Annotated in this window: 14 protein-coding genes; 9 read left to right on the forward strand and 5 right to left on the reverse strand. The window is 52.4% G+C overall.

The features are described from left to right. Window positions 1–367 precede the first annotated feature (367 nt). The 3 genes from dnaN to C5Y83_RS19260 all read left to right on the forward strand — a co-directional run bounded on the left by dnaN (window position 368) and on the right by C5Y83_RS19260 (window position 4,592). Complete coding sequence (dnaN, locus tag C5Y83_RS19250) at window positions 368–1,483, forward strand: DNA polymerase III subunit beta (RefSeq protein WP_105331377.1); 1,116 nt, start codon at window positions 368–370, stop codon at window positions 1,481–1,483. Between the two features lie 47 nt (window positions 1,484–1,530). Next, window positions 1,531–1,845 carry a DUF721 domain-containing protein gene (locus C5Y83_RS19255; protein WP_105331378.1) on the forward strand — a complete coding sequence of 105 codons (315 nt, stop codon included), beginning with the start codon at window positions 1,531–1,533 and terminating at the stop codon, window positions 1,843–1,845. 164 nt (window positions 1,846–2,009) lie between these two features. After that, window positions 2,010–4,592 carry a DNA gyrase subunit B gene (locus C5Y83_RS19260; protein WP_105331379.1) on the forward strand — a complete coding sequence of 861 codons (2,583 nt, stop codon included), beginning with the start codon at window positions 2,010–2,012 and terminating at the stop codon, window positions 4,590–4,592. Between the two features lie 77 nt (window positions 4,593–4,669). Here C5Y83_RS19260 and C5Y83_RS19265 read toward each other — a convergent pair whose 3' ends face one another. Together C5Y83_RS19265 and C5Y83_RS19270 are read right to left on the reverse strand one after the other, a co-directional pair. Next, a complete protein-coding gene (locus tag C5Y83_RS19265; RefSeq protein WP_105331380.1) occupies window positions 4,670–6,052 on the reverse strand; it encodes a hypothetical protein in 1,383 nt (460 codons plus the stop codon). Between the two features lie 564 nt (window positions 6,053–6,616). Further along, the gene (locus C5Y83_RS19270) at window positions 6,617–7,549 is read right to left on the reverse strand and encodes an NAD(P)H-binding protein (protein ID WP_105331381.1); all 933 of its coding nucleotides are present in this window, start codon (window positions 7,547–7,549) and stop codon (window positions 6,617–6,619) included. Between the two features lie 105 nt (window positions 7,550–7,654). On the opposite strand from C5Y83_RS19270, the gene C5Y83_RS19275 reads away from it, so the two are divergent. Continuing rightward, a complete protein-coding gene (locus C5Y83_RS19275; protein ID WP_105331382.1) occupies window positions 7,655–8,245 on the forward strand; it encodes a DUF1990 family protein in 591 nt (196 codons plus the stop codon). Window positions 8,246–8,442: 197 nt separating this feature from the next. Further along, window positions 8,443–8,994, forward strand: a complete 552-nt coding sequence (locus tag C5Y83_RS19280; RefSeq protein ID WP_105331383.1) for a superoxide dismutase family protein — start codon at window positions 8,443–8,445, stop codon at window positions 8,992–8,994. Window positions 8,995–9,100: 106 nt separating this feature from the next. Here C5Y83_RS19280 and aroE read toward each other — a convergent pair whose 3' ends face one another. Beyond that, complete coding sequence (gene aroE, locus C5Y83_RS19285; protein WP_233207284.1) at window positions 9,101–9,949, reverse strand: shikimate dehydrogenase; 849 nt, start codon at window positions 9,947–9,949, stop codon at window positions 9,101–9,103. A 93-nt stretch (window positions 9,950–10,042) separates the two neighbouring features. Between aroE and C5Y83_RS19290 the strand changes: the two genes are divergently transcribed. From C5Y83_RS19290 to C5Y83_RS19305, 4 genes are all read left to right on the forward strand, one after another. Then, window positions 10,043–10,816 (forward strand): hypothetical protein, encoded by a 774-nt coding sequence (locus C5Y83_RS19290; protein ID WP_105331385.1) that lies wholly within the window; start codon window positions 10,043–10,045, stop codon window positions 10,814–10,816. 38 nt (window positions 10,817–10,854) lie between these two features. Then, window positions 10,855–11,586, forward strand: coding sequence for a hypothetical protein (locus C5Y83_RS19295; RefSeq protein WP_105331386.1), 732 nt, complete (start codon window positions 10,855–10,857; stop codon window positions 11,584–11,586). 65 nt (window positions 11,587–11,651) lie between these two features. Further along, window positions 11,652–12,398, forward strand: coding sequence for a hypothetical protein (locus tag C5Y83_RS19300; RefSeq protein WP_105331387.1), 747 nt, complete (start codon window positions 11,652–11,654; stop codon window positions 12,396–12,398). A gap of 5 nt (window positions 12,399–12,403) precedes the next feature. Further along, window positions 12,404–13,264: a hypothetical protein gene (locus C5Y83_RS19305; RefSeq protein ID WP_146117838.1), complete on the forward strand. Its 861-nt coding sequence runs from the start codon at window positions 12,404–12,406 to the stop codon at window positions 13,262–13,264. 34 nt (window positions 13,265–13,298) lie between these two features. Here C5Y83_RS19305 and C5Y83_RS19310 read toward each other — a convergent pair whose 3' ends face one another. Both C5Y83_RS19310 and C5Y83_RS19315 read right to left on the reverse strand, forming a co-directional pair. Next, window positions 13,299–14,135 (reverse strand): class I SAM-dependent methyltransferase, encoded by an 837-nt coding sequence (locus C5Y83_RS19310; RefSeq protein ID WP_233207285.1) that lies wholly within the window; start codon window positions 14,133–14,135, stop codon window positions 13,299–13,301. Window positions 14,136–14,219: 84 nt separating this feature from the next. Continuing rightward, a complete protein-coding gene (locus tag C5Y83_RS19315) occupies window positions 14,220–14,675 on the reverse strand; it encodes a hypothetical protein (protein ID WP_105331390.1) in 456 nt (151 codons plus the stop codon). Window positions 14,676–14,914 lie beyond the last annotated feature (239 nt).

The raw sequence follows: 14,914 nt of genomic DNA on the forward strand, positions 1-14,914 counted from the left end.
CATGCGAGTCGCGGGAAGACAGAAGATAAACGCATTACAAAAGATGAAACACCGGTTCGCTCGGCGAACCCAACGGAGACAAAGAGTGGAAAAGATGTCGTATTCGTGTGGGTAAATGTTCGTGATGGTTCGTTACTTGGATCGCGGAAAGACAACCAACACCGCTAGCGAACTTGTCGACTTAGAAACAACAGGAAACCGACGGCTTAGCGCCAGGTTTTTCACACCCACGAAACGAGCTCGCGATTCGCAAACGACCGAGTCAAACGCACTTGAAACTGTACTTATCGACAGCTCACAGCGGCGCCTTACTACTACTACTCTTTCGAAATACTAAAAGAAGACATTTGTTGGATTCACTTGCTCCATGAAAATCACGTTCGATCGCGAGAAGTTTCAACAGGCATTCCAGACCGCGGCGATGGTAGCCCCCAGCCGTAGTCCTAAGCCGATCCTACAGAACGTCAAACTTGACGCGACCGAGAAGTCCGCCATCCTGATGGCCACCGACATGGAAATCGGTGTGCGGATCGAGGTCGAAGGCATCGAAGTCGAACAGCCAGGCAGTATCGTTCTGCCGGTGGCACGGTTCGGATCTATCTTGAAGGAGGTTCGCGATGAAAAGCTCAGCGTGCAACGCGAAGAATCACGCACCGTCGTGCAAGCCCAACACAGTAAGTTCACCTTGTCGAGCGAAGACCCCGACGAGTTTCCCACCGTGCAAGGATTCTCCGAGACGAAGTACCATGAAGTATCGGCTCGGGTTTTCAAAGAACTGATCCGCCGCACACTATTCGCGACCGATACTGAAAGTGGCCGATACGCCTTAGGCGGTGTGCTATTGGAATTAGGTGAGAACAGCATTACGGCCGTTGCCACCGATGGACGACGTTTGGCCAAGATGGAAGGCCCTGCCACGCAAGTTGACGGGCATGGCCAAACCGATGCGATGACGATTGTGCCATCTCGCGCGATGCAATTGATCGAGCGAAGTTTGACCGATCTGGAAGCGACCGTGCAGATCTCTTCCCGCACCAATGACGTGTTGGTGAAAGTCGGTCCGGCGACCATCTACGCTCGCTTGGTAGAAGGACGTTTTCCCAAGTGGCGTGACGTCTTGCCTGAGAAGCGAGATGCGGCCCATATCGAAATGTCGGTAGGCCCTGCATTCGCCGCGTTACGTCAGGCTGCCATTGTGACGTCCGACGAGAGCCGTGGAATCGACTTCACGTTCGGCAACGGCTCGATGATCCTTTCCAGCAACACGGCCGAGGTGGGCGATTCTCGCGTCGAGATTCCGATCCCTTTCGATGGCGATCCGGTCGAGATCACGATGGACCACCGCTTTGTCGCCGACTTTTACAAGGTGCTGGGGAGTGAAAGCAACTTCATCCTCAATATCCAAAATGCCGAAAGCGCTGCTCTGTTTAGCACAGACGACAATTACGATTACGTCGTCATGCCTTTGGCGCGCGATCGCTAGTCCGCGAATCTTGCGAGTTTGAACCTTTTGAAACGGATTTCCCAGCGATGAGCGAACGCCAGCCAGGCAGAATGCAATCGATCAAAGGAACCTTGGCCCAGTTGATGGTCCAGAAGGGCTATGCCCAAGTTCAAACGGCCGATGCATGCCAAAAGGCTTGGGACGTCGCCGCCGGCGAACGCTTGGCCCAGCACAGCATCGCTGGCAACGTCACTCGCGGAACGCTGCTAGTCATGGTTGCTAACTCCACGATCAGCCAGATGATTAGTTTCCAGAAGCCGCAAATCCTCAAGTCACTTCAGCAGCAACTGCCAGATCACAACATCACAGATTTGAAAATCAAAGTTGGAAGAATCGACTAACGTGACGTCCGGACTCTGCGGACGGCTCACTGGTTTCGTTTCTTCCCCTTTATTCACTCGACAATTCGATACTTTCATTTCATGCCGTAGCAAGAAGAGAAATCTCTTTCACGTTACGGCTGGGATTCTGGTCCGCCGAGCGGACCCTACAACGAAAAGTAAATATGACTGAACCGAACGAATCGAACCCGCCAGAAGATCAACCAACTGGGGATGTCGAAAACAAGGAAGCCGCCAAGCAGGCAGAACAGGCCAAGGCAAATTCGGAATATGGTGCGACCGACCTTGAGCATCTCTCCGACCTGGAGCACGTTCGCGAACGACCGAGTATGTACATCGGTGACCGGTCGACACGCGGTTTTCACCACTTAGTTTACGAAGTGGTCGACAACTCGATCGACGAAGCGATGGCCGAGTTTGCGTCCAGCGTCATTGTGACGGTGCATAACGATAATTCGGTGACCGTAGAGGATGACGGCCGTGGCATTCCGGTCGATCGTCACCCCCAGCTTTCCGAACAAGTCGGTCGAGACGTCTCGACCCTGGAAGGGGTGATGACGGTACTGAAGTTCGGCGGCAAGTTCAGCAAGGGTGCTTATCAGACATCAGGCGGTCTGCACGGTGTGGGTGTGACCGTGGTGAATTTCCTTTCCGAATGGTGTGAAGTCGAAGTTTACCGCGACGGGTTTGTCTGGCAGCAAGAATACGAACGGGGCGTTCCTCAAGGTCCCGTCCAAAAAGGCCAGCCAACCAAGAAGCGTGGTACCAAAACCACCTTCAAGCCCGATGGTCAGATCTTCAACGTCAGCAAGTTCAATCACGACACGCTGGCCAAACGCCTGCAGGAACTCGCTTTCTTGAATCGTGGCGTAATGATCATCTTCGTCGATGAACGAACGGGCGATCGAGACGAATTTAAGTACGAAAAGGGGATCATCGAGTACGTCGAACATCTCAACCGAGCGACGAACGCCCTGCATCCCGACGTAATCTATTTAAACGGTATCACGGAAGGCGTCGGGTACGAGATTGCCCTGCAGTACAGCGAGGAGTACACGGAGAATCTTCATTCGTATGTGAATAACATCAATACGCATGAAGGAGGAACGCACGTCTCTGGTTTCAAGACGGCGCTTACTCGGACGTTGAATAACTACGCTAAGAAGGAAAACATGGTGAAGGACATGGCCCTTTCGGGCGATGACTTCCGAGAAGGTCTGACGGTAATCATCAACACCCGGATTCCTGAACCGCAGTTTGAAGGTCAAACCAAGACCAAACTGGGCAATAGTGAAGTCGAAGGCTTTGTCAATTCAGCATTCGGTGAGTTCTTCAATAAGTACTTAGAAGAGAATCCCAAGGTCGCCAAGATCATCGTTCGGAAAGCCATGTTGGCTGGGCAAGCGCGCGAAGCAGCTCGTAAGGCTCGTGATCTGCTGCGTAATCGTAAGGACGCACTCGGTGGCGGTGGCATGCCGGGCAAGCTGCGAGATTGCATCAGCAAAGAGATGGAACGCTGCGAACTGTTCCTGGTGGAAGGTGACTCGGCCGGTGGTTCGGCCGAAGGGGGGCGTCTGCGAGACTTCCAGGCCATCTTGCCACTGCGAGGTAAGATCCTCAACGCCTATAAGGCTCGCGAAGACAAGGTGTTGGCGAACGAGGAAGTTCGCAGCATGTTCCAAGCAATCGGCATTGGAATTGGTGCTGAGCAGGACATTAACAAGCGACGATACAACAAAGTGGTAATCATGACCGACGCCGACGTCGACGGTTCCCACATTCGTACGCTATTGTTGTCGTTCTTCTACCGTCAGATGAACGAACTAGTCGCTGGCGGGCACGTTTACGTCGCCCAACCACCACTGTTCCGTGTTCTGCATAAGAAGCAAACTCGGTACGTGCAGACCGAAGAAGAGATGAAGACTCAACTTCTCGAAAACGGTTTGGCGGATTGTGCCTTCGTCGATGAAAACGACGAAATGATTGAAGGCGAGAAGATGGAAAAGCTGTGTCGCACTTTGGCACCGCTGGAAGAAGCCATTGTCGCCTTGGAACGCCGCGGAATTGGTTTGAAAATTCACGCAGTTCGCATGGATCCAACCACGAATAAACTGCCGGTCTTCCGCCTGGTGATTGGTCGTGAAGATCACTGGTTTGTCAGTAAGAAAGAGGTCGACGCATTCCTGGAAGAACGTGGACTTCTTGCGGAACCAGAAAGCAATCTGCCGGAAGCAGGTCCGATCGTCGATGGAGAAGTCGTTGATAGCGATGCGCCGGCCAGCGAAGGTCAGCCGGAAGCGGAACAAGATCCGAGCGAAGTTCCGCACGTCACCGAACTTCACGAAGTGCGAACGATTAACATCAAGCTCAGCGAGCTGGCAGAGTTGGGCTTCGATATTCAGGCATTGATTCCTCAAGAGCGAACAGGCAGTACCGAATCGCGTTACACGCTGCGTCGTGGCGAAACGGAAACTGGCCTGGAAGATCTTCGCGGTCTGCTGGCCGCCGTTCGAAGTGCCGGTGAACGTGGCCTGCAAGTGACTCGCTTTAAAGGTTTGGGTGAAATGAACCCAGAAGAGCTTCGCGAAACGACGCTCGATCCACAGAACCGCACCTTGATGCAAGTCACCATGAGCGATGCGTCAGCCGCTGACGATATGTTCCGCATTTTAATGGGGGACAAAGTGGAGCCACGCCGCGAGTTCATCGAGAAGCACGCTTTGGACGTCCGTAACTTGGACGTGTAAGTCAGGCATGTTTTCATATGTCCATAAAAAAAGGCCCATCATCGATGGGCCTTTTTCATTTTGATTTTGGCTAACAATTAGGTGCCGTCAGCGTCATTCAGTGATGGCTTACCGGTCTCGTCGCTATCACTCGGCGATTCTTCTTTGTTGGCCATCGGGCTTTTATCAACCGATTCTTCTTTCGGCTCGACCTTACGATCGATTACCCCACCTTGTCGAACGGCTGGCGTTGGCTCACTAGGTGTGACCACCGAACGACGTGTCGTCGTTGCCGGGGGTGCCGTGTAAACTGGGTTACCATAAGCATCCAGCGGGATACGCATGGTCACGGTTCGGGGTGTCCGCTTCGTGTAAGTGTACTGAACCCATTTCGGGTTAAGCTTTGTTTCCGTAACCGTGCTGGTTTCGGCGACCCACTTCTGGACCTTCACTTCGTAAGGCTCGACTTTTTCTTCGTACACCATTCGAGTCGTGGTGATCGGAACTTTTCGGACCACTTCTTCCGGAACCCATTTGCAGACCTTCACGGGAACGATGTTTTCAACGCGCTCCACAACTTGCTTCTGCACAGTCACGGGGATTTGGTTGACCTGCTGCACTTGTTCGTAGCGGGTCACATTGAAAGGAATGCGGCGAACCTGAACTTCATCTTCGTAACGAACACGCTGCACAGGGACTTGCTGTGTGACTTGTGTCGGAACGTACTGGGTAGTCGGCACCTGCTGAGCGACCACATTAGGCACGTACTGAGTGACGTTCGACACGGTTCCCGGACGCTGTTCTGGAATCCAATGCAGGCCACCACGATCGTACATGTATTGACCAGTGGTCGGATCTAAATAGGTCTGACCTGTCGTCCAACGCAATCGGTTACGAACCGGACCTGGCGTGTAAACCTGAGTGGTTTGGTAACCGCCCTGATCGACATACTGGGTACGGCAAACCGTTTGCGGTTGGTACATCGTCACGGTTTGGTTTTGGATAACCGTTTCCGTAACCGGACGACGAACGACCCGTTGTTCTTCACGGAACTGAGTTTCGGTGACGGGGCGAAGAACGGTTTGGACCTGTTCACGCATTTCTGTTTCGTTCACGTAACGAACACGATCGTAGCTGCGATCTTCGGTGCGTTCTTCCCAAACCGGCTTCATCACGGTGTAACGTTCTTCTCGTTCGGAAGTTTCCGTGATGGGCTTAGCGACGGTGTAGACACGTTCGCGCTGTTCGGTTTCCCAAACAGGTCGATAGGTGGTGACCTCTTTCGGGACTTCCACACGTTCGTATTCCAACCGATATGCTGTAACCGGTTGCTCGTCGTAGATCGTTTGAGTAACGACCTTATAACTTGGACCGCAACCGCCACAACTTTGCGCCAGAGCAACGTTCGGCATAACGCTTGAACCAACCATACCCAACAGGGCAGGGGCTACAAGCACGAATTTAAGATGAGCGAGTTTCATGATTCTAGTGTCCTAACCAAGTTGGCTGTTCGAATACGACCTGTGGAGGCCTATCCGCCGACGAAATCCTTCTCGCTCCTGCTCGGTTCTAATCCCTTAAACGGGGCGCCTCTTCCACATGGATGAGTCTTGTTTAGCCTCGCAAAAATCATGCGGACTGGCAAACAGAAAAGTTTACCAGCCGAATCGATTTCAACTGGAAAAGCATACCTCATATAGTCTTACAGCAAACCAAATTGTTTCAAGATTTCGTATCGAATTGCCGACGAACTATTCCGCTTTACTGACAAACTATGACTACTTTGCAAGGTCGCTACGGGCTAGCTTAACCAGTCGGAAAAGTTTACCGAACGCCTCGTTTAACGTGGTTGAACGATGACCAATCGCAACGGACGTTGCGAAATCGCATCATCCACGAACGCTGGACGCGATTCTGTCAGCTGGCAGGGGGAATGCTATCAATCCTGGCTTGCCAGACAATTGTCGCCACCACGAAAGAAAGACCAACGTTGCTATCACATGGACTGTCTGCTGATAGCAGGTAGGTCACTGTGAGAGTCGCGACTAAGAAGATTCCAATTCGACAGCCTGATGAATGGCTTCGGCCGTCGACATAGGGCGATGCACGAAACGCCGGGCGGCCCGATCGTCGCGGACGGTGGTCGGGTTCCGCAATCCTTCAATCAAATGCCGGCCAACCTCGGCACTTGTCGGAGTGACCAATCCCAGCCAAAGACTGGACAAATAGGGAGTGAGCAGTGGGACACTGATCAGATATCGCTTCAGGTTTTTCTCCGCCGCGTACATCTTAATTAGTTGCCCATACGTGACCACATCGTGACTGCCAACTTCAAAGGTTTCGCATTCGGCAAGCGGCAGATCGATCGATTCGACCAGGTACTGCAAGATATCCTCGGTGGCGATAGGTTGTGTAGGTGTTGCCAACCATCGCGGGCATATCATTACCGGCAGTTTCTGCGTGAGTGAACGAATTAGCTCGTACGAAAGGCTGCCCGGGCCTAGGACGACTGAGGCACGAAGTTCGATCGTTGGCACGCCGGAATCGTGAAAGATGGTTCCGACTTCATGCCGGCTCCTCAAATGAGGCGAAAGATCCGGATCGTTGTCATCTCCTAGACCTCCCAGGTAGATGATTCTCGACACATTAGCTCGCTTGGCGGCCTCAGCAAATCCTCTCGCTGCTCGCCGGTCGTTTTCCTGGAAGTCTTTCGCGTTACCCATGCCGTGAATGAGATAGTAGGCAACGTCGACTCCGGCTAACGCATCTTCCACTGATTTCGAGTCGAGGATATCTCCCGTGCATATTTCGATCTGCTCGCGATAGTCCGAATTAATTCGGTTCGCATTTCTTGCAAAGCAACGTACGTTGTGAAAAGGCAACAATTTGGGGACCAGCCGACTTCCGACGTAGCCGGTTGCCCCCGTCACCAAGACCGTTTTACGGGGTGGCGGATTGTCTTGCTGGTCACTCGTCATTTCGCAAACTTCAGGAAGTGTCTCGTCGTTGTTGTCGATTCATCGAATTTACGGTTCTCTGCCCTGGGAGCCGAAATCTTCAGATGCTGTGCAGCAGGAACCGTAATGTTTCACTTTTCATCACCCAATTCCGATACCGTCGAACGATTCCTGGCACGGCAGAGAGATCGATCTTTCTCATATTGTCACCAGGGAAAAACGGCTAGTAAACCGCCAGAGGGATTTAAGGTTGATCATACACGGATTCGCCTCGGTCAGGGTATCGAGACCTTCCACGCAGCGAAAGAAGCCCTGGGAAGATGGCAGCAATTCGATCTCGGGTGGGTGGCGGCCAAACCGACCTCGACAAAGATCAACGAAGGGGAAACGATCTGCGTTATCGGTCGTGCAGCAGGCATGTATTGGTTGAACGCTTGCCGAATTGTCTACGTTGTCGATGATGCAATGAATACCCCAAAGTTCGGATTCGCCTATGGTACATTGCCGGGGCACATGGAGATGGGGGAAGAGCGTTTTCTTGTCGAAATGGACCAGGCTGGCGACGTTTGGTACGACATTCTGGCATTCTCCAGGCCCAAACGATGGATTGCCTGGGTGGTCTATTACTACATGAGAAGGCTGCAAAAGCGCTTCGCCCGTGAATCTGCGGCCCGTATGAAATCTCTCGTGCAGCAGCGTATTCCCCAGGCTGCTTAGTCGGAAACCACCCAAGTGTCGTGTCCGCATAAAAACTCTGCCCGTTGTGAGGTGGGTTAAAGTTTTCTGCCTTGGTGGAATAGGGGCCCGCGATACGTAACAATGGGCGCAAGCTCGCGCGGTGAGCACACAAGGTCGGCGAAGTGGTTTCGTCGAACCGAAAAGCGCAAAGAACTCCCGTAGGAGAAGAAAGCATCATGAAATTAGGCATCCTGACCCTCTCGGCTCTACTGTTGGCAATTCCTGGATTGGCAATCGCCCAAGATGCCGAACATGCTCACGACGAAGCAGCGCACGCTGACCTCCCGACCGAAGCGGTTGCTGTTCTGGCTTCGACCAGTGATAGCGACGTGAAAGGTGTGATCATGCTGAAGCAGGAAGATGGATATGTTCATTTGACCGGTAAGGTGATCAACCTCGAGCCAGGCGAACATGGCTTTCACATCCATCAATACGGCGACCTGACCAAGTCAGATGGAACCGCCGCTGGTGGTCACTACAATCCAGCCGGCCACGAACATGGTGCCCCAGGGACACATAGCCATGCTGGCGACCTGGGTAACATCACGGCCGATGCCAGTGGCGTTGCTAAGATCGACACCAAAGCCGAAGGTTTGAAGCTGCACATGGTTCTCGGTCGATCGATCGTCGTTCATGCCAAAGCGGACGATCTCAAGAGCCAACCTTCTGGTGCTGCTGGTCCACGCGTCGGTGTCGGCGTGATCGGTATTGCTCAGCCGAAAGAATAGCGAATAGTTCGGACGTGATTTCACGTTTGAGAAAAGTAAAAGCGAGGCCTCTGATTTCAGTGACCTCGCTTTTTTTATGCGCCGGAGTAACGGATCGATCGGTCGATTAGATTCCCAAGTATTCTTCCAAGGCTTCGCGCATGACGGAAGGATCGGGATCGACTCCGGTCCAGATCTTGAAGCCGATCACGCCTTGGTTGACTAACATGCCGAGGCCATCGATCGTTCGACAGCCGGCATCTTTCGCGGCTTGCAGAAATCGCGTCTCTGGCGGGTTAAAGATCACATCCGCCACAATCATCGATTCTCGGAACGTCGATGGATCGACCGGAACCATGGCACTGCCGTCGCACAAACCGATGCTCGTTCCATTGATGACGATGTCGGCTTCTTCGGGCAACTCGTGTGTCCCGTTCCAGGGAATCCACTTCGAGTCGATTCCAACACGCTCCGACAGAAGTTTGGAAAGATCACGACCGCGGCCTGCGTCACGATTGACGATGTCGATGCTGGCCGCTTTGTTTAGTCCTAACTCCACGGCAATTGCCCGGGCAGCACCCCCAGCACCAAATAGGACAATCTTCTTTCCCTCCGGATCGATGACTTCCTTCAAGGCCGAGACGAATCCTTTCCCGTCAGTATTCTCACCGACAAAGCCATCTCCTTCGGCGAAGATACAGTTGACGGCGCCCATCAATTCGGCAGCTTCGGTCAATCGCTTCAGATGGGGAATTACAGCCACCTTGTGTGGTATGGTGAAGTTACCACCTCGAAACCCCATCGCCTTCATCCCAGCGACGGCGGCGGGGAGATCTTCCGGTGAGACTTCCAAGGTTAGGTAACGCCAATCGAGCCCAGCCGCGGCGAACGAACGTTCCATCATGAACTGCGATGGGTTGCCTGCCACCGGTTTGCCCATGCAACATACGATTTCCTGAAGTGATTCGTCCGCCATGGTCTCACGCAATCCTTTTTTCGTCGATTAATGCCTACAAGCGTTACATTGTGAATTTTGAGCCGACGTTTTGCAACTTCCTAGCCGGGAGGAATGCGTGCAATTGCTGAGCGTACGAATCACTATGGAGGAATGATCACCCCCGGTAAATTTCTGCTCCTCTTATTGGTTGCCGCCAGTCTTTGCGTCGACGTCGCCTTGGCCGCGAATATCTACGCGCCTGATCCTTCTCAGGCCATGTTTGGTTGCCTGTTGGGAATCATCCTCGGACAGATTGGGCTTCTCGCTTCTGGATGGGTGAAGCGTCCCGATTCCTGGGCATCGTGGTCGATGCTGCTCCTAGCGGCGGTCGGAGTGGGAAGTGTGTTGCTGGGATCGATTGGAAAGGTACCACTTCTACACTGGACGATCATCCTGGCGGTTTTCGCCATCCTCTGTGTGGCGCTTCCCATGTTTTATCGAATTGGACATGGCTTGGCATCGTCGCAGTTTTCTCTATCCGCGATCTTTGGTCTGATGACCGCTTCGACCTTGGTTTGTTTCGCCGTGGTGAACATCGACTTTCCTTGGGAAGAACTCCCTGTTGCGCTACCTGGGCTAATGGTGTGGAGTTGCCCAGCCATGGTCATCGGTCTGACGATGGTCGAGCAAAAGGAAGATCCTCGGCGACAACTAGCGATCGGCCTCGGCGCGATCTTGGCTATGTCGCTCACGGCAGCGTGGCTTCTACCGGCGATGTGGAATCGCCTGCCGGTTGTGATTGCTTGGGAAAGTATCTATTTGATTGTGGCCGGGATGGTAGTACTCCAGGGCCGTGCAAACGATACTGTCCGTATCCCGACGAAAACTTCGCTGTCGGAAAGTTAAAGCTTTCCCTGCACGCTGCGCCTGCTACGCTGGGGCGTATGAAAAACGACTTCGCCAGCTCGGCGATCCTACTTCTGATTCTCAATTGTCTGTGCATCGATGTCTGGTTGATCGTCTTGGCGCACCGAGAACGGATCGATCATGAAGAGTTCTATTTGAATGCCTTGATGGGCGCTGTGTGGGGACAGTATGCCCTATGTTGTGCAGCTCGTTTGCGCTTCGTTGAAAGTCCGGGGCGAACAAAAGTTGGTTTGGTCGCGATACCGATCCTGGGTCTGCTTGTCTATTCCGTAGTCGATCCGACAGAGCAGCTTACCCTAATGCTTACGTTGCTGTTAATGTGCTTCGCGCTGACGGCACTAATTTGCTTGGCTCCTGCGACCATCCTGCGTTGGCTAGTTCAAAAGCAAGGTCGTCAGCTCGGAATGAAGCACCTTTTCGTATTGACCATTGTTTTTGCCGTGGCATCGTTTGGATGTTCGCAGCTCGACTTTGCCGGCATGTTGCTCCTGGTGTTCTTTTTAGCAGCACTTCCATCGATGGTAGCCTGCCTCATGTTGTCGCTCCCCGATCAGCCGATTATCTATAGCGTGACCATGGTCATCTTTCTACTGACCGTTTTGATAGCCGATCAATTTGATCTGTATCACCGTTTTATCGGAAATGCCCAGGAGATCTTTGTATCGCAGATGTTATGCCTGTGGCTGGGCGGACAGTTCATGATCGCCGCCGGACGAACGACTCCAAATGAACGGAAGCATGTGACGTAGCAAGCGTCAGTCCCGCTCGCAACAAATCACGTGTTGTCCATTGCGGAACTCGCTACGATAAAGTCATGAATTATGACCAAGAGCGAAAACACGTTAAGTCAATATTCTTAGGTGGAGTGATACTCGACCTGGCGTTGGCGATTTTGGCTTATACCGAGCGGGAAGAAAGTACTCCCTGGTTTCTGATCGTTCTGATCGGAGTAATTGTTTCTCAGGTAGGCATCTGCTGCGCCCTCTTTCTGCGGAATGAGAACCTACGAGAGAACGCGATCGTCTGGCTTGTTATCCTGTTGTTTCTCATGGCTGTTGGGATTTTGGTCGCAACGCAAGGAGACGAAACGGGCTACCTGATGCTATTCAACTTCGGGATCTGTCTGGCTGTAAATACGATTCCAACGCTCGTAGTACGTTGGTTTTTCCCTGCCTATCGTCTTCAATTTTCAATTGTGCAAATCATGTGGCTGACGGCCGCGATCGGCATTTTGGCCATGTTGCTGCGATCGGCTGGCATGATAATGGTTTGGATTGTGGGCATTCTTGCTGTCGTCACGGGACCGGCGGCATTGGCAAGTTTTGTACTGAATCATACCCATAGCAGTTCGGTGTACTACTTGGTGATGTCCATCGCAACCGGAATCATCGGACTGTGCTGGATCTGTTATCCACCTATGGCCCCGGTCTTCGTCTTTTTAATGGCTCAAGCCGTCGGTTCGATCCTTGGTGGATCTGTTGTCCTGCGAATTAAGCCAGACCGCATATTAGCGACCCATTTAGCAGACGCAGCATCTGATTCATTGGCCGGTCCGGGGTGATCGTTTTGGAAGAACCACGTTTCAGCACGCTATTAAACCGATCGCCTTCGCGTCACTTATGGTCGTTTGTTTTACCGCTGATACTATTGCTTGCAGCGGTAGATATCTGCCTTTGGAAAATCGCGTTCGAGAGCGAATTGCAAGACGAACGATCACTTCGATACGCGACATTGATGGGGACATTCATGGGCCAACTCGGGCTTTGCTCAGCTTTTCGATTGCGTTTTGAATCGAAGCGATGGTGGAGCTACGGAACGATGCTGTTGTTGGTCGTCTTCTTTTATGCGGTAGTATTCGTCGAGATGTCGAATCATCCGGTCATGAAGATCTGGTCAGACGAGTTTCAACAATTCTGCGTTTTGGCGGCGATGGGAGCTGCAACATTCACTGTATTATGCCAACTCCCTATAGCGATTTACCGCGGTTATTACTACCTCGATAAGAGCCGTCAGTTTACGATCGCAAACCTAGTTGGAGCCGTTGTCGTTATCGCCTCAATTTGTTCGATCTGGGCGAAGATTCAGATCATCTTTCCGTTAACACTCTCCGTTCTCATTTGCGGACTTCCTACGATCGTGGCTTGCTCTGTATTGGAATTTGAACGTAGTGTTTTCAGGTTCACCGGAGACATGATATTGATAATGGTAGTTCCATTAGTGGTCGTCGTCGCGATCGCTCAGTTTTTCTCCGCAGTCCCCGCTGCGATCGTTCTCGGGCAATCGATCACGATGTGGATCGGTGGCATTGTATTTCTGGTGTTCCCTAAAGAATGTTTTTTCCAACACCCACCTAAGAACCCAACCCTCTTTTCTAGATCGTTCGAAGTATCTACAGAAGGTGAAACGCCATTCGCTGGTGCAGATTGATTGAAGCCAGAAAGAAGGCTGAATCAGACTTTCACTAGCTGCCTGGCAACCACAGGCTGCCAGCTTCGACTCGCGGTTTATCCTGGCCAATGCGGCGCGCTTTAATGCGAACATAAGGGGCGATAAACATGCTGCGGTCTTCGAAGCTATTCGGCTCGGCATCTTTTTTGGCGTGGATCGGTTCGACTAAGTCTTCGATCACCATGCCGGCCTGACAGATTCCACCGACGAGTTGATCCCAGCGATGAAGATACTCGAGCGTTCCTTCTTCGCGATGGCGGCTGCCTTTTACTTCGGGAAGTGGACCGTTGCGATAGTAGGGCTCGGTGAGTTCGTATCCTTGCTCGCTACGTTTGATTTTAGCTTGCAAACTGGTGGGCGTCTTGTGTTGGCTGATATAGAGACCGCCGCTGCATAGTACCTTGGCGACTTCCCGAAATATGGGCGCGACGTCCGGCACATAACAGGTACTCACCGGATGAATGACGATATCGAAGTCGGTCGGTGCGAACATCGACAGATCGTCCATCGACGCTTCGACCGTCTTCAGTTGCAGGCCTCGGTCGGCGGCGACTTTTCGATCGATTTCGAGCTGAGCACCACTGATATCGACGACCGTTACGATGGCACCAGCCGCGGCATAGAGTGGACCTTGACGCCCTCCACCGGAAGCCAAGCAGAGTACGCGCTGGCCGTAGATGCTTTCCCCCAGCCAACCCCAACGATCGATCGTCTTTAAGGGGTTTTTGAATTCTTCTTCCTGAGCTGGCTGAGCAAACCGATGGCCACCCCGGGCCATGCGATCCCAGGCACCGCGATTATGCTTCTTGGCGGGAGAGTTTCTTTCAGAGGAAGGGGAAGAATCGTTCAAGGGTTCATGCTCAATTATTCAAATCAATTCGATCGTGGTTCATTCGATGATACCTTGCCCCAGCATGGGGAAACATGGGGAACCCTACGCTGGCCGACCGAAGTAGTACTTTCGGGAGTCCGGGAGCGAAAAGAGAACCAATAGGACCGCGTTGGTAATCATTCCGATCTGACCCCACATCTGGTATTGAGGTGGAAGGGCGTTGAATTGGAACAAGTACCCCCCGACGAAGGAGATGAACATTGGCCCGTAATACAGATTGCTAACCCACCATGTATTGGGCGATTTCATCAACAGAAGAAAACTAAACACGAAGTTGAACACAGCCACGATGATTGCGGCCGGACCAAGGAACAGCAGACCGAGCGGTACGAGCGGTGTTAGCGATAGCGCCGTCAGCATCGCAAACACGACTGAGGCAGGCGAAAGTTCTTTGTTCTTCTTGCGACGACGCTCTTGAATGACTTCAGCTTGAATTGGCTCTTCGTCAACGATCCGGGGAGAGGCGAACGGATTGTTAGGTTGAAAATCGGAAGTCATAAACTTTCAGGATAAGTTATTGGTGTCTGCGCCCGTAATCCAACATGGTAATGGGCCGATTTGCCACGAATCCGGGGCTTCCGTTGGTCACCCCTATTAGTTTGCTGGCGTAGACTTCAATTGATGGGATTGAACCCATAGCAATTCAACATGGCCAAAACCACGACGATCGGTAATTGTCCGCTGGGTTGTTCGTCTTTGAATGAAGAATCTTGCGCTCCTTATGGAGAAGCGAATGG

This window comes from Blastopirellula marina, from assembly GCF_002967765.1.
In the GTDB taxonomy this organism is placed as follows: Bacteria; Planctomycetota; Planctomycetia; order Pirellulales; family Pirellulaceae; genus Bremerella; species Bremerella marina_A.

Bases quoted from the DNA above. Each gene is read 5' to 3' on its own strand.
- C5Y83_RS19295 (WP_105331386.1), top strand. From the start codon at position 10,855: ATGAAAAACGACTTCGCCAGCTCGGCGATCCTACTTCTGATTCTCAAT.
- C5Y83_RS19270 (WP_105331381.1), bottom strand. From the start codon at position 7,549: ATGACGAGTGACCAGCAAGACAATCCGCCACCCCGTAAAACGGTCTTG.
- C5Y83_RS19315 (WP_105331390.1), bottom strand. From the start codon at position 14,675: ATGACTTCCGATTTTCAACCTAACAATCCGTTCGCCTCTCCCCGGATC.
- C5Y83_RS19255 (WP_105331378.1), top strand. From the start codon at position 1,531: ATGAGCGAACGCCAGCCAGGCAGAATGCAATCGATCAAAGGAACCTTG.
- C5Y83_RS19300 (WP_105331387.1), top strand. From the start codon at position 11,652: ATGAATTATGACCAAGAGCGAAAACACGTTAAGTCAATATTCTTAGGT.
- aroE (WP_233207284.1), bottom strand. From the start codon at position 9,949: ATGGCGGACGAATCACTTCAGGAAATCGTATGTTGCATGGGCAAACCG.
- C5Y83_RS19265 (WP_105331380.1), bottom strand. From the start codon at position 6,052: ATGAAACTCGCTCATCTTAAATTCGTGCTTGTAGCCCCTGCCCTGTTG.
- C5Y83_RS19275 (WP_105331382.1), top strand. From the start codon at position 7,655: ATGTTTCACTTTTCATCACCCAATTCCGATACCGTCGAACGATTCCTG.
- C5Y83_RS19290 (WP_105331385.1), top strand. From the start codon at position 10,043: ATGCGTGCAATTGCTGAGCGTACGAATCACTATGGAGGAATGATCACC.
- dnaN (WP_105331377.1), top strand. From the start codon at position 368: ATGAAAATCACGTTCGATCGCGAGAAGTTTCAACAGGCATTCCAGACC.
- C5Y83_RS19280 (WP_105331383.1), top strand. From the start codon at position 8,443: ATGAAATTAGGCATCCTGACCCTCTCGGCTCTACTGTTGGCAATTCCT.
- C5Y83_RS19260 (WP_105331379.1), top strand. From the start codon at position 2,010: ATGACTGAACCGAACGAATCGAACCCGCCAGAAGATCAACCAACTGGG.